This is a genomic window from Oceanobacillus phoenicis (genome assembly GCF_047238145.1).
In the GTDB taxonomy this organism is placed as follows: Bacteria; Bacillota; Bacilli; order Bacillales; family Amphibacillaceae; genus Oceanobacillus.
This window is the reverse complement of sequence record NZ_JBDFME010000001.1, coordinates 2424578-2439912: the sequence shown is the minus strand read 5'-3', so window position 1 is coordinate 2439912 and position 15335 is coordinate 2424578. Positions and strand designations below refer to the sequence as shown.

General features: G+C 34.7%; 15 protein-coding genes and 1 other annotated feature. Of the genes, 4 read left to right on the top strand and 11 right to left on the bottom strand.

Annotated elements, in window-relative coordinates:
* The first annotated feature begins 40 nt into the window (after positions 1–40).
* Entirely contained in the window at positions 41–931 is an 891-nt protein-coding gene (locus tag ABC346_RS12045; protein ID WP_413235073.1) for a RimK family alpha-L-glutamate ligase, read from the top strand.
* Positions 928–1779, top strand: coding sequence for an ATP-grasp domain-containing protein (locus tag ABC346_RS12040; protein WP_413235072.1), 852 nt, complete (start codon positions 928–930; stop codon positions 1777–1779). Before ABC346_RS12045 ends, ABC346_RS12040 begins: the two co-directional genes overlap by 4 nt.
* 99 nt (positions 1780–1878) lie before the next feature.
* On the opposite strand, the gene ABC346_RS12035 is transcribed toward ABC346_RS12040, so the two are convergent.
* Entirely contained in the window at positions 1879–4530 is a 2652-nt protein-coding gene (locus tag ABC346_RS12035) for a valine--tRNA ligase (protein ID WP_413235071.1), read from the bottom strand.
* Between the two features lie 45 nt (positions 4531–4575).
* Positions 4576–4802: a binding site (T-box leader), on the bottom strand.
* Between the two features lie 149 nt (positions 4803–4951).
* Between ABC346_RS12035 and ABC346_RS12030 the strand changes: the two genes are divergently transcribed.
* The gene (locus ABC346_RS12030) at positions 4952–5140 is read left to right on the top strand and encodes a hypothetical protein (protein ID WP_077596543.1); all 189 of its coding nucleotides are present in this window, start codon (positions 4952–4954) and stop codon (positions 5138–5140) included.
* Here ABC346_RS12030 and ysxE read toward each other — a convergent pair.
* The 8 genes from ysxE to hemA all read right to left on the bottom strand — a co-directional run bounded on the left by ysxE (position 5137) and on the right by hemA (position 13526).
* The gene (ysxE, locus tag ABC346_RS12025) at positions 5137–6135 is read right to left on the bottom strand and encodes a spore coat protein YsxE (protein WP_413235070.1); all 999 of its coding nucleotides are present in this window, start codon (positions 6133–6135) and stop codon (positions 5137–5139) included. The two genes, ABC346_RS12030 and ysxE, sit on opposite strands and share 4 nt — an antisense overlap.
* Positions 6136–6228: 93 nt before the next feature.
* Complete coding sequence (gene spoVID, locus ABC346_RS12020) at positions 6229–7194, bottom strand: stage VI sporulation protein D (RefSeq protein ID WP_413235069.1); 966 nt, start codon at positions 7192–7194, stop codon at positions 6229–6231.
* 136 nt (positions 7195–7330) lie between these two features.
* Positions 7331–8617, bottom strand: a complete 1287-nt coding sequence (hemL, locus tag ABC346_RS12015) for a glutamate-1-semialdehyde 2,1-aminomutase (RefSeq protein ID WP_413235068.1) — start codon at positions 8615–8617, stop codon at positions 7331–7333.
* 12 nt (positions 8618–8629) lie between these two features.
* The gene (gene hemB, locus ABC346_RS12010; RefSeq protein ID WP_413235067.1) at positions 8630–9616 is read right to left on the bottom strand and encodes a porphobilinogen synthase; all 987 of its coding nucleotides are present in this window, start codon (positions 9614–9616) and stop codon (positions 8630–8632) included.
* Position 9617: 1 nt separating this feature from the next.
* Entirely contained in the window at positions 9618–10376 is a 759-nt protein-coding gene (locus ABC346_RS12005; protein WP_413235066.1) for a uroporphyrinogen-III synthase, read from the bottom strand.
* On the bottom strand, positions 10376–11305 hold the full coding sequence (gene hemC, locus ABC346_RS12000; RefSeq protein ID WP_413235065.1) for a hydroxymethylbilane synthase: 930 nt from the start codon (positions 11303–11305) through the stop codon (positions 10376–10378). The genes ABC346_RS12005 and hemC overlap by 1 nt, the downstream gene beginning before the upstream one ends.
* Before the next feature lie 11 nt (positions 11306–11316).
* Positions 11317–12132, bottom strand: a complete 816-nt coding sequence (locus tag ABC346_RS11995) for a cytochrome C assembly family protein (RefSeq protein WP_413235064.1) — start codon at positions 12130–12132, stop codon at positions 11317–11319.
* Positions 12133–12152: 20 nt separating this feature from the next.
* Positions 12153–13526, bottom strand: coding sequence for a glutamyl-tRNA reductase (hemA, locus tag ABC346_RS11990; protein ID WP_413235063.1), 1374 nt, complete (start codon positions 13524–13526; stop codon positions 12153–12155).
* A 214-nt stretch (positions 13527–13740) separates the two neighbouring features.
* Between hemA and ABC346_RS11985 the strand changes: the two genes are divergently transcribed.
* Complete coding sequence (locus ABC346_RS11985; protein WP_413235062.1) at positions 13741–14226, top strand: LiaI-LiaF-like domain-containing protein; 486 nt, start codon at positions 13741–13743, stop codon at positions 14224–14226.
* A gap of 64 nt (positions 14227–14290) precedes the next feature.
* On the opposite strand, the gene ABC346_RS11980 is transcribed toward ABC346_RS11985, so the two are convergent.
* Together ABC346_RS11980 and yihA are read right to left on the bottom strand one after the other, a co-directional pair.
* A complete protein-coding gene (locus ABC346_RS11980) occupies positions 14291–14443 on the bottom strand; it encodes a hypothetical protein (RefSeq protein WP_413235061.1) in 153 nt (50 codons plus the stop codon).
* 303 nt (positions 14444–14746) lie between these two features.
* Positions 14747–15334 (bottom strand): ribosome biogenesis GTP-binding protein YihA/YsxC, encoded by a 588-nt coding sequence (gene yihA / locus ABC346_RS11975; protein WP_413235060.1) that lies wholly within the window; start codon positions 15332–15334, stop codon positions 14747–14749.
* Position 15335: the final 1 nt, after the last annotated feature.

Below are 15335 nucleotides of genomic sequence, written 5' to 3'. Positions count from 1 at the left end.
CCATCATATAATAATTATATCAGAAAGGATGATTCGTTTAATGAAAAAGACTGGATGGATTATTGTCAATGGCAATCTAACAACGAATAAATTCATCGATTATGCAGAAATGATACAATCGGCTGCACAAAAGCGGCATATGGATGTCAGTATTATTAAAAACAATGAAATTTTACTTGATTTATCTGATAGGCATCCGCTTGGATTACATAGACAAACGTATACATTGCCTGATTTTGTATTCTTTATTGATAAAGATATCTACTTGGCAAAATATCTAGAACAACTTGGAATTCCCGTTTTCAATAGTTCTGCTACGATAGAGATGAGTGATGATAAAATACAAACGTATCAAAAACTCACAGATATTGGAATCCCTATTCCACATACAATAATTGCTCCTAAAATCTACTCTACAGGTATACTATCTGATGATTATCTACAGTCAATCATTCACAAACTAGGTTTACCACTAATAGTTAAAGAAGCGTTCGGTTCTTTTGGTGAGCAAGTGTACCTCGTGCACGAATTTAAGGAACTTAAAAAATTGACGAATCAATTACAAGGAAAACCTTATTTATTTCAATCTTATATTTCTTCTAGCCATGGAAGAGATCTAAGATTACAAGTTGTAGGAGATAAAATTATTGCAGGAATGGAAAGAAATAATGATCAAGATTTTAGAGCAAATATAACAAATGGTGGAAATATGAAACCATTTACACCTGATCAAAAGGCAACTAATATCGCTATTGCTGCTGCACAAGCTATTAATGCCGATTTTGCTGGAGTAGACTTATTATTTGGGCAGGAAGATTCTTACTTGGTTTGTGAAATTAACGCCAATGCTCATATTCGGAATCTGACGGAATGTACGAGTGTGGATATAGCGGATGAAATGATAACCTATATTGAAGGGAAAATAAGATGACTGTAGGCTGGTTAATTTATTCAGAAGGAGACGCCATAAAGAATGCAAGCTATATTGAATGGTTTCAATTGGAGGCAACAAAACAAGGCCTGTCTTTACAATTAATTATTCGTGAACAATTAACTGTTGGAATTAATACAAATCAACCTATACTTTGTTATGACAATAAACAGATAACCATACCGGATTTCGCCATTGTCCGATATATGGATCCATTATTAAGTAAGCATTTAGAGGGGATAGGAATAAGTGTATTCAATTCCTCCACCATCTCACAAATTTTCAACCATAAAGGCTATACCCATAATGCTATAATCCAAACTGGAGTCTCTATGCCAGATACCTATTATTATTCAAATGGTCTCCTGCCACACAATCCGCCACTTGGATTCCCGTTCATAGGCAAAATAGCAAATGGAAAAGGCGGAAAGCAAGTTTCCTTAATTCATAATATGAACGAATGGGATACATACAGGTTAAATTGTCATTCAGATATCATACTTCAATCCACTGAAGATATTCAGTTTGGTAAAGATATACGAGTATTCGTGATTGGTAAACAAATCATTGGTGCCGTATTGCGAGAAAGCAAAACAGACTTTCGAGCTAATTATACACTGGGAGGAACTGCATCCTTGTATAATTTAACCTCTCATCAACGATCTCTCGTACAGAAAATTATAGATGAATTTCATTTCGATATGGTAGGAATTGATTTTCTTCTATCTACTGAAGGAGAATTACGATTCAATGAAATTGAAGATGTTGTAGGTTCACGTACGTGGAGTAAAGTGAGCAATATAAATTTACTCGAGCTTTACATCAAACATATTAAATCATCTATTTAAATGAAGTTCGACCATTGTCGAACCACCCCTCCCTGATAAAACAGGGGCGCACTCGCTACGTTGCTTACGAGCGCTTGCGCCTTTGTTTTTGTTATCTTACTATTTTAGTTCAGATAAACGTGTCTTGACTTTTGCTTGTTTATCTAAATAATCTTTTTCTTTTCGTTTTTCCTCTTCCACCACTGATTCTGGTGCTTTACTTACAAAACCTTGATTAGATAGTTTTTTCTGTACTCGTTCCACTTCTTTCGTCCATTTTGTAAGTTCATTTTCTAATCGTTTAATTTCTTTTTCAAAATCAATTAAACCTTCAAGCGGAAGGAATATTTCGGCTCCTGTTACTACAGAAGTCATTGCTTTTCCAGGTGCTTCTATATCTGTTGAGATAGACAATTCACTCGGATTACAAAAACGCTCTAAATAATCTCGATTTTTCTCCAATTCCGTAGTTAGCTGTTGATTTTCTGTTTTTATAAGCATTTTAATTTGCTTCGACATTGGAGTATCTACTTCTGCACGACTATTTCGTACCGAACGAATAATGGATACTAAGCGTTGCATCTCTTGTATCGCTTGATTGTCCTCAAATTCAGAATTAACCTCTGGCCAGTTACTAACTGTAATCGATGGTCCTTCATGAGGCAACTGTTGCCAGATCTCTTCTGTAATAAATGGCATAAACGGATGTAACATTCGCATCGTTTGATCAAGCACATGAGCAAGAACAGAACGAGTTGTCTTTTTCTTGTCTTCATCTTCTCCATATAGTGATAATTTTGCCATCTCAATATACCAATCACAAAATTCATCCCAGATAAAGTTGTATAGATGTCTACCAGCTTCACCAAATTCATACTTATTTGAGTTTCGTGTCACTTGTTCAATGGTTTCATTTAATCTCGCTAGAATCCAACGATCTGGAAGAGATAGATTTCCTGTTAAATCAATATCTTCATAAGTGAATCCTTCCAAATTCATGATAGAAAAACGAGATGCATTCCATACTTTATTAGCAAAATTCCACGTTGATTCTACCTTTTCCCAATGGAATCGCAAATCTTGACCTGGTGTTGACCCTGTCATTAAGAAATAGCGTAACGAATCTGCTCCATATTTCTCAATAACATCCATTGGATCTACTCCATTTCCAAGTGACTTACTCATTTTTCTTCCATCAGCATCACGAATAAGTCCATGTAATAACGTATCCTCAAATGGTTTTTCATCCATAAATTCTTTGGATTGGAAAATCATTCTCGATACCCAGAAGAAAATAATGTCATAACCTGTTACTAATACATTCGTTGGGAAATAACGTTTTAAATCTTCGGATTCTTCATCCGGCCATCCCAATGTAGAAAATGGCCATAACGCAGATGAGAACCATGTATCTAATACATCTTCATCCTGCTCCCAATTTTCAATATCAGTTGGTGCTTCCTTACCAACATATATCTCATTCGTTTCTTTATGATACCAAGCTGGAATTCGATGTCCCCACCATAATTGACGAGAAATACACCAATCGCGAATATTATCCATCCAATTAAAATAAGTTTGTTCAAATCGTTCAGGGACAAAATTTACTCTTTGGTCCGCATCTGCTTGCATATCGAGTGCTGATTTTGCCAAAGGATCCATTTTAACAAACCACTGTGTTGAAAGATATGGTTCCACAACGGCTCCACTACGTTCAGAATGGCCAACCTGATGAGATCGTTCTTCAATATCGAACAATACTCCTTGTTCCTGAAGATCTTTTACGATTTGTTTACGACAATCAAAACGGTCTAACCCTTGATATTCTAAAGCATTTTCATTCATAGACCCATCTTCATTCATCACTAGGATGCGTTCTAATTGATGTCGATTACCTATTTCAAAATCATTTGGATCATGTGCTGGTGTTATTTTTACTGCTCCAGAACCAAGTTCCATATCAACATAATCGTCTGCTACAATTTCAATTTCTCTCCCAACGATAGGTAATATAACTGTTCTACCGATTAGATGCTGGTACCGCTCATCTTTCGGATGAACAGCAACTGCTGTATCTCCCAGCATCGTTTCTGGACGTGTTGTAGCTATTTCAATAGTTTCATTACTACCTTTAATCGGATAGCGCATATGATAAAATTTACCTTGAACTTCTTCGTATATTACTTCAATATCAGATAGAGCTGTCTTGGTGGACGGATCCCAGTTAATTATATATTCACCACGATAAATGAGCCCTTTCTCATATAACTTAACAAATACTTCTCGAACTGCATCAGACAATCCCTCGTCCAATGTAAACCGTTCTCTTGAGTAATCTAGACCTAGCCCAAGTTTTTCCCATTGTGAACGAATAAAGCTAGCATATTCTTCTTTCCATTCCCATGCTTTTTCTAAAAATTTCTCACGACCTAATTCATAGCGATTTGTGCCTGATTCTTTTAATCTTGCCTCCACCTTTGCTTGAGTCGCAATACCAGCATGATCCATTCCTGGGAGCCATAAAACATCATAGCCTTGCATACGTTTCATCCTTGTAATAGTATCTTGCATCGCCGTATCCCATGCATGCCCTAAATGTAATCGTCCAGTTACATTTGGAGGTGGAATAACAATAGAAAATGGTTCCTTATCGGGATCTCCTGTTGCTTCAAAAAACTTTCCATCCAACCAAAATTGATATCGACCATCTTCCACTTCTTTTGGATTATACTTTGGAGAAAGTGATTGCTTTTTACCCTTGTCCTGTTTCATTTATAAACCTCCTTTTAATAAAGCAAAAAACCCTTTTCATCCTTATAAAAGGACGAAAAGGGTATAGTTTCCGTGGTACCACCTTTGTTTGCAAGCAATGACTTGCACACTCTTGTTCGGATAACGGCTTAATCGCCGGTCTCCCCTACTTTTTCTTTCAGAGAAACTGCATCAAGGACGACTTCAAGAACAACGTACTTAGGAAATTTCCAGCTCAAGATTTCCCTCTCTAAAAGTGTGTATTCTTTACTACTCCCTATCTTCGCATTTATTTTGCTTATTCGTATTATTATTTTATCTGGAACTTCCTATAGCGTCAACTGTTATTTATTATAGGCACGAAACAAGCTTATTTATACATAATATACTTTAGAATAAAAAAGGTGTGCACATTCACTAAAATTCAGGAGGTTATTTAATTATGGCAAGGTTTTATCGTTTTCGACTTCCACCTTGGGCACGAAAGTGTATTATTATTATAGAAGTATCGGTAACACCCATTATGGTATTTCAACTTGTTCGAACATTACTGATTCCAACTACGTTTGATATACTTTTAACTGGTGTATTAATTGGATTAGTAATTGCCTTCTATCTTGAATGGATTTAATTTGTATCAACATTTATCGTTTCGTACTCTTCTTGTATAAAATCGACCCATTTCATTCCAAATTGTAACCGTCTAAATTGATGTTGAAGTTCTCTCGTTTGTTCAAACATAGATTTTTTTGTTCTTTGCTCAGTAAAATTTTGAACAACACTTATATAAAAAGCAGGATTTAATAAATTTATAGTTAATAAATGCATCTCTTTTACGGTTAGGTGATTTGTTTTACGATATAACTTAAAAGCTTGCTGAATCTCTTCAATTGGTTGGTCATATTGACCAGTAAGATGTTGAAAATAGTTAGCAATATCAGTAGAAGGATGGTCAAAACTGGCCTCTTCCCAATTCAACAAATATCCACCTCTACAATGTGATGGTTCTACTTTTCCATGGCATAAACTCTTTGACCAGGAAATACTCTCTTCTTCCTGATCGAATATAGCATTCATTTTATTTTGAAGTAATTCTGAAGCGTGTACGACACCTTTATACTGAGAACATGCAATTAATTCAAAAGGTGACATGTACCTTCTGCTTTCAAAATGAACGATATTTTCTTTTAGACCGTCCGGCACCTCTCTACAAAACGATTGGAATCCTTCAAAGTCCTTTTTCATTGTGTCGATTTGAATCCGTTCAGTTTGCTTTGTTTTTTTGTGAATAAGAGCCAATGTCTGCATCGTACTCTCGATTTGATAATTAATATCCTTGTTTCTTGGAATATCAACCCATGGAGTTAAATAATAATAGAAATGTTCATGTCTCTGATAAAGTGATCCATCTTTTGTTACATATACAGGTAGGATTTCAGAGATATTCTTTTCGCTAGCAACATGATAAATACTGACCCATGATTCAATTGTATCTTCATTTAGAAAGCTGCGTTTTAAAGCATAATCACGCATTCCATCATATACTCGAAAAAGTCGATTCGTAACTTTTTCAATTTCTAGAGGATAAATGCTGTAATGTTCAAGTACTTCTTTTAATATCTCCACCTGTTATCACCCCTTAAGAAACACAAAATTAATTAACTATCCTCATTCACTAATTATGTATACCTACGCAAAGCTTGTTTGCGCAGGACCTCCTTATTTTGGAGGGATATACAGTAATTGACCTTGATTTACTTCAAAGTCTGACTCTAATTGATTATGTTTGATTAATTGTAATGGACTAATAGAAAACCTTTGTGCAATGGTTTCTATAGTATCATCCTGTTGAACAATACATAGGCGCATTTTTGTATACTGTTCTTCTTCTGCATTACGGAAAATATCAGACAAATAAGTTGCATCTTCCGGATTATCTTCATTATCGAGAATATCAAGATCTTCCTGTTCCTGATCATTAACTTCGTAATCAGTTTCTTCTACAAATTCTTCTTCATAATCATCATCTTCTGGGGACGCTTCTGCTTCCGAAATACTTTGAAAGTACTCTGATAACGGTTGAGACTTCACCTTCCAACGATCAGGGTCATCATTTGAATCTTCATCTTTATTTTCCTCTGTTCTCTCAAGTTTTACTGCGTCCTCTTCTTGTATTGGATGTTCTATTTCAAAAGAAAAAGAATCTTCTTCTTCTGAATTTTCCCTGGCTGATTCTGGCTCTAGATTATTATCCTGTTGTATACCTTCAATATCTATAGAAGCATATACTTTTAATTGATCCTCTTCCAATAATTCATAGTCAAAAGACTCAATTTGAACAGTCACATCATCAAGATTAGCTACTCGATATGGCGGAACAGAAATTTCTACTGGAAATGTGTGAGAAAATAGATATAATCCATTTATTTCCTCAATTTTTTCTACGTAGCGTTTGGATTGAATTTGATCAAAATCCAATGTTTCTTCTTCTATTTCTGTATAAGGAACCTTTTGATATTCACCTTGCAGTTCAATCACACCACGAATTAAAATATAGTCTTCATACGCATGAATAGATATCTCCGGTTCCAACGATATTCCTCTGATTTCCTCCACTTCCTGTCCTTTTTCAAAGAACAAGGATTCTTCTAATTCAAACGTAAAAGCATTGGAATCAGTCGACAAGTCTTATTCCTCCCTTCACATAGCTTCCTATGCCACTTTTTCTTTATCATTTATATGTGCTTACCAACAAGGATATGCAAAAAAGCAATGTAAAATGAAGCTCTCACCTCATCAAACATTGCTTTATAATGAACTTTTATTTTTCTATCTGTTCAAAAGCTTTATAAATAGCTTCAACAGTTTTTTCTATATCTTCATCAGTATGAGCAGTCGATAGGAACAATCCTTCAAATTGAGAAGGTGGTAAGAAAATGCCTTCATTAACCATCGCACGATAATACTGTGCAAAGTAATCAAGATTAGAGGTTTGTGCTGTCTCAAAGTTAATTACTTCTTCATTTGTGAAAAATACACCAACCATTGAACCTGCTCGATTAATGTGGAGTGGTATATCAAACTTCTCTGCAGCTTCCTTAAAGCCCTGCACTAACTTATCTACTTTATTATTGATATCTTTATAAGATTCCTCGGATAAAGCAGATAAAGTCTCATATCCTGCTGTCATGGCTAATGGATTACCAGATAGTGTACCAGCTTGGTAAATCGGACCGGTAGGAGCAATCTGTTCCATAATTTCGCGCTTACCACCATAAGCACCAACCGGTAATCCACCACCGATTACTTTTCCTAGGCATGTTAAATCAGGAGTTACATCATAATGACCTTGTGCACAATGATAACCGACTCTAAATCCAGTCATTACTTCATCAAATATTAATAAGGAACCATTTTCTTCCGTAATATGTCGAACATATTGTAAGAAACCATCTTTCGGTGGAACTACTCCCATATTTCCACATACCGGCTCCATAATTACTGCTGCAATGCGATCTCCATATTGTTCAAAAGCTAGTTTTAAGCTATCCATATCATTGTAAGGTACAGTAATGGTATTCTTTGCAATATTTTCAGGTACTCCAGGACTATCAGGTAATCCAAGTGTTGCCACACCTGATCCTGCTTTAATAAGTAGGGAGTCACCATGACCATGATAACTTCCTTCAAACTTTATGATTAAATCTCTATTCGTATACCCACGAGCCAATCGAATGGCACTCATCGTTGCTTCTGTACCTGAATTAACCATTCGAACCATTTCAATTGAAGGAACGCGATTAATTACCAGTTTAGCTAAATCATTCTCTAATAGGGTTGGCGCCCCAAAACTTGTTCCTTTAGCAGTAATATCTTGAAGCTTTTTAACAACACGTTCATCAGAATGTCCAAGAATTAATGGTCCCCAACTTAAAACATAGTCAATATATTCATTGTTATCAATATCTACTATTTTAGAGCCCTTGCCTTCTTTCATAAAAATTGGATTCATTCCAACAGATTTAAATGCTCTTACTGGTGAGTTAACCCCACCCGGCATTAGATCTGCCGCTTCCTTATACGCATCAATTGATTGATTTATCGTCATTATACTACCTCCTTAATTCGATTCCTGTAACCATTTCGCAACATCCTTAGCAAAATAAGAAATAATTAAATCAGCACCAGCTCGTTTCATCGATATAAGTTTTTCCATTACTAATGCTTTTTCATCAATCCATCCTTTTTGTGCAGCAGCTTTTACCATGGAGTATTCCCCACTAACATTGTATGCTACTACTGGCAAATCAAAGTTATCACGAATCTCACGAACGATATCAAGATAAGACATAGCAGGCTTCACAATTAGGAAATCAGCGCCTTCTTCTACATCCGAACTTGCCTCGCGAATTGCTTCTAAACGATTTGCAGGATCCATTTGATACGTCTTACGATCTCCAAATTGAGGAGTGCTATCAGCAGCGTCTCTAAACGGACCATAAAATGCAGAAGCATATTTTACTGCATATGACATGATTGGAATATGACTAAACCCTGCTTCATCTAGAGCTTTACGAATTACTACCACAAACCCATCCATCATATTAGATGGCGCAATAATATCTGCACCAGCTTTAGCTTGTGAGACAGCAGTTTTAGCCAATAATTCTAATGAAGCATCATTATCTACATCTTGGTTCTGTATAACGCCACAGTGACCATGAGAAGTGTACTCACATAAACAAGTATCCGCTACAACCAATATATCAGGAAAAGCTTTCTTAACCATACGTGTAGCCTCTTGGATAATTCCATGATCATGAAATGCCTCAGAGCCTATCTCATCTTTATTAGACACCACACCAAATAAGATTATTGAACGTATACCTAATTCATATGCTTCTTTAACTTCTTCTAATAAATGATCAAAGGATAACTGATAAATCCCCGGCATTGAAGATATTTCATTTTTTATATTTGATCCTTCAATTACAAATATAGGGTAAATAAAATCAGTCGGTCTTAAGTGAGTTTCTCTTACTAATGAACGCATTGACGATGAAGAACGTAAGCGACGATGACGTTTAAAAGACAATTGTTGATCCATATTAAGTTACACCCTTTCGTAAAACCAAATCAATCATAACTTCTATCATTGCCTCCGTAGTAAATTCACTAGGAACATGACGATTTGGTATTTGTAATTTTTCTGCTTTCGCTTCTGTAGTTGTTCCAATACAAATATAGTCACATGAAGATGGTATATCTTCAACTAGTTCACTTAATGCCATCACTGTTGAAGGACTTGTTAATGTGACAAAGTCAACATTACTAATCGTATTTTTTAATTCATGCTTCGCTTCATAACGATAAGTAGTTTCATATACGTCTAATGTATCAAAGGAAATTTTATAATGAGAAAAGGCATTTGGAATAATCTCTCTGGAAAGATTTCCTCTTATAATTAATATTGGTTGTTCTCGTTTATAATTTTGTATAAACTCTTCTGCCATTGTCTCTGCATCAAATTTAGTGGGAATAAATTCCGGTTTCAATCCATACTCATTTAAAGCGAGTTTTGTTTTTGATCCGACAATACCAACTTTTATATTAGTCGGTAATTTAATACCTAACTGATGTAGGTAATGAAAAAAACCGTGAACTCCATTTGAACTCGTAAAAAGAATCCATTGATACTTTTCTAATTGCAACCAAATCGGATTTTCTATATCACTTTTATATTGTATAGACAAAAGTGGAACAACCATTGGTTTACCACCAAAACTTTCAATCTGTTCAGCAAAAACTTTTGCTTGTTGTTCTTCTCGAGTAATCAAAACACTCTTTCCTTGAAGAGAGTGGCTCATTACTGATCCATCTCCTCTTTCACCCGATCAACGATTTCTTTTGCGCCTTGATTAATTAATAACTCAGCTGCTTTTTTTCCTACTTCTGTAGGTTCTGTACCCCGAACTGTTTCTTTTAAGATTGTCGTTCCATCTGGCGTTCCTACTAAGGCGGTTAATACTACCTCATCTCCATCTAAATACGCGTAACCTCCGATTGGGACTTGGCATCCACCTTCTAATAAATTTAGAAACGTTCTTTCAGCACTTACAGTCTTCGCAGTATAAGCATCATGAATCTTTTCAACTATATTTGTAAGTTCTTTATCATCTTCTCTGCTTTCAATTGCCAGTGCCCCTTGTCCTACTGCGGGAACACACACCTCTGGTTCCAAGTACTCTGTAATTAGTTCTTCACTTAGTCCCACCCGTTTTAATCCAGAAACTGCGAGAATAATTGCATCATAATCTTCTTCTTGAAGTTTACGAATTCGAGTTTCAATATTTCCTCGAATCCATTTTATAGTCAAATCCGGTCGCTCTGCTAAAATCTGTGCCCCTCGACGTAAACTACTTGTACCTACAATGGCACCTTCAGGAAGATCTTGCAAAAGAATATTGTCTTTTGCAAGATAGGCGTCACGATGATCTTCACGCTCTGGAATAGACGAAATTGTAAGTCCTTCTGGTATTGCAGCAGGCATATCCTTCATACTATGTACTGCAAAATCAATTTCCTTATCATACATTGCTTTTTCTATTTCTTTAACAAATAGTCCCTTACCACCAACCTTAGATAAGGTTACATCTAGAATCTTATCTCCTTTTGTAACAATCTTTTTTATTTCAAATTCATTTTTTACGCCAGCTTTTTTCAACTGATCGATAACCCATTCTGTTTGAGTTAAAGCAAGATTACTTTTTCTTGTGCCAACAATAATTTTCCTCATCTAAGATCCTCCTAGTAATGAAAGTTTGATAACGTACTGGATAGGAAAAAATTAATTAATAATACCAAAAACGAAATAATATTATACAAAGCTATGCCCTTCCCTCGATATCCTATAACCCGCATAAACAAAAAGATTATATACATAATTAAAACAACGAAGGAGCCGATTGTTTTCATATCAAACCATATGAATGGCCAATTAGAAACATAAGCCCATACAATCCCTAAAATTATAGCAATTAATAATATTGGTACTCCAATACGATTAATCTTAAAGCTTAGTTTATCTAGTGTTTGAAGATCTCCAAATCGAGACATCCACCGATAACCCTTCTTTTTTTTTAGTAGTCCATACTGTATATAATACATACATGATAGAAAGAATCCAATCGTAAATAGACCATATGAAATAAGTGCTAATGTTATATGAGCTATTAGCATTTCTTGTGCAAACTGAATTGTTCCACCTGGAAATTGAGTATCAGCATGGGCGGTCATATACATTAACATTAGTATATAAGCAAAACCGTTAATAAACAGGACAATAGAACGAATAGAATATAGCCGATAAATTACCAAAGATAAACCAATTAATATCCATGAGTAAAAATATAATCCATCTATAACTGTAGCTACCGGAAACGCCTTCTCACTAAAAACATGATAAAAGAAAAAAACGGTTTGAATAACCCAAACCATTGAAAGCAACCAGAAAGCAATTCGTACCGCTTTCCGGTTCGTATGAATAAAATCAATCATAAATCCGATAAGACTAAAGCTATATAGCAATAACAACAATTCGTATAGCCACTTTATTTCAACCATCTCGGTATCCTTTCTTTCGATCAGGCTGTTGTGATTTTTTCAAGCATTGGAAAAGAAGACGGTTCTTCTTTAGCAATCTTCATTAAAGTTTCATTTTTTTTTGCTTGTTTAACTAATTCTTCCTTAACCTCGTCTTCAATGCCAAATATATCTATAAATAACTGCAATGATTCTTCTGCGTCTTCTTTACCTGCAAATTCTTTTGCTTGTGTAACAGGTTCTTTTAATAGTTGATTTATAATACTTTTTGTATGCTTATTTAATACCTTTCTTTCCCTGTCAGTAAGGTTTGGGATTTTACGTTCTATACTTTGCATTGTTTCTGCCTGAATGGTTAATGCTTTTTGTCTTAGTGCGGAAATGACTGGAATTACTCCTAATGTTTTTAACCATTCCTTGAACGTAACAATCTCTTCTTCTATTAACATTTCTATTTTTTCAGCGGCATGTTTTCTAGACTCAAGGTTGTCATCAACAATATGCTGTAAGTTATCAATATCATATAAGAATACATTTTCAAGTTCAGAAATCTCTGGATCCATATCACGCGGTACTGCAATATCAACTAGGAAAAGCGCACGACCTTTTCTCTGTTTTTGCACTTTCTCCATCATCTCTTTTGTAACAACAATCGAATCAGCACCAGTAGAGCTAATTAAAATATCAGCTTGCTTTAAGATAGCTGGAAGTTGATCTATACTTGCAACATCTGCATTAAACTTTCCTGCCATTTCTGTAGCATTTTCAAGCGTACGATTTACTACAGTAATCTTTGTAGCGCCTGATCCTTGAATGTTTTTTGCTGCTAACTCGCCCATTTTTCCTGCACCAAGAATAGCTACATGTTTTTCTTGCAAATCGCCAAAAATTTTCTTTGCTAATTCCACTGCCGCATAACTAATAGAAACTGCGTGTTCTCCAATCGCCGTTTCCTTATGTGCACGTTTCCCAAAAGTAATAGCTTGTTTAAATAGCTCATTAAATATGGTTCCCGTAGTATTAACTTGTTGCGAATTTAAGAAGGCTTGTTTTACTTGGCCAAGAATTTGCGTTTCTCCAAGCACCATGGAATCTAAACCAGTAGATACTCGAAATAAATGCTCCATTGCTCCATCATCTTCTGTTATTCTTAGATAAGTAGAGAATTCTTCTTTTTCAATACCAAACCAATCAGATAAAAACTGTTTTATATAATATCTGCCAGTATGAAGTTGATCTACAACCGCGTAAATCTCCGTACGATTGCATGTAGAGATAATTACATCTTCTAATATGCTTTTTTGATTTTTCAATTCCACCATTGCATCTTGCAACGATTCTTCAGAGAATGTAAATTTTTCCCTAATATCAACAGGGGTTGTTTTGTAATTAAACCCAACTTTTAGAATATGCACAGTACTACCCCCAAAATCTTTAAATCGGACTTTTTTAATATTATTATAACCTAATACTTATTATAACATGTAAATTATATCGTGAATCTTTAAAATGTGAACAGAATCTGAAACAATATGTTAATATATATTGGAAAGAATCAATTCGACTGTACTTTAACACAACAACACCGGGATAGCAAGGAATCAACTCAATATTGGAGGCAAATAGAATATGAAAAAGCAACATTCCTTAATTGCATATTTATGTATTGCAATAGGGGTATATTTTTTATTTAGAGAACTAAAACTACCTTTCTTTACTGATTTTTATTCATGGCAAACATTACTGATGATTATAGGGATTGGTGTCCTCATACATAGTTACACTACACGTACATATAGTAACCTTTTTGCTGGTACATTAATACTTGGAATCGGGATTCATCTTCATGGTGTTAAACATTATAATTTCTGGATTGATCATTGGGGAGTATTCCCTTTAATTATTGGATTAGCATTACTCGTACGTTACTCTAAGACAAAAAAAGGATTATTATCAGGCATAATCATTGTGATTATTGGATTACTACTTATTTTCTCCGATCAATTATCATATTATACCGAATGGATGAATCCAATAACTGAATTAGTAGATCGTTTTTGGCCTTTATTGCTGATTCTTCTAGGATTCTATATGCTGAAGAAACCAAAAAAATAAATAAAACCAACGTAAGACTACCAGTTATCTATCAGGTTTCCGTCTTTCGTTGGTTCTTTTTGTATTACCGAGCTAAGGAAGTTTTAGGTTCGTTTTTCAAGAGATTTGTAAATATTTCTGTTGGTGAACCTACTTCAACTATTTTTCTATCATGCATATATACGATTTGGTCTCTTACTTCTTTTGCAATTCCTATTTCATGTGCCACAATGACCATCGTCATTCCCTCATCTGCCTGTTTTTTTATCTAATAATTTCCCCATTTTTTTCATTTAGTTACTCCCTTAATTTCATGTAGTATAGTATAACAATTTACTAAACGTTGCCCAACTTACGAATGCTTAATAATTTGTACAAGTTATTAAGCAATTGGCATTTATATTAACCATGCAGTTATATAACCCTTTTATAACGGTTTTTAATCTAATTTTCCTAAATATTAATATCAAATATTGCTTTTAAGTATTAAAAAAGTAGTGAGCACAATGAATGATTGTACCCACTACTTGTCATATATAATTTATCTTTTTATATATTGGGAAAGAGCTGACCAGGCTTCATCCTTTCCATCACCTATTTCAGCTGAGAATGGAATAAATATATCAGCCTCATCTATATTTAATACTTGCTTCGCTCTATTAATATGTTTTTGACGTTTGTTTTTTGTTATTTTATCTAATTTAGTTCCAATAATGATTACAGGAAGATCAAAGTACTTAATAAAATCATACATTTGTATATCATCTTGAGTAGGATCATGCCTTAAATCGGTAACAAGTACTACTGCTCGAAGCGTATCTCTTGTTTGGAAGTACTCTTCCATCATACGTCCCCATTTTTCTCTTTCTTTTTTCGATACTTTTGCATATCCATAACCCGGTACGTCCACAAAATAAAACGACTCATTTATACGGTAAAAATTTAATGTTTGTGTTTTACCCGGCTTTGAAGACGTTCTTGCAAGATTTTTTCGGTTAATTAATCGATTTATAAAAGATGATTTCCCAACATTCGATCTACCTGCTAGTGCAATTTCAGGTAATAAATCATCAGGATATTGCTTTTTACTTACTGCACTAATGACAATTTCCGCATGGTTTACTTTCATT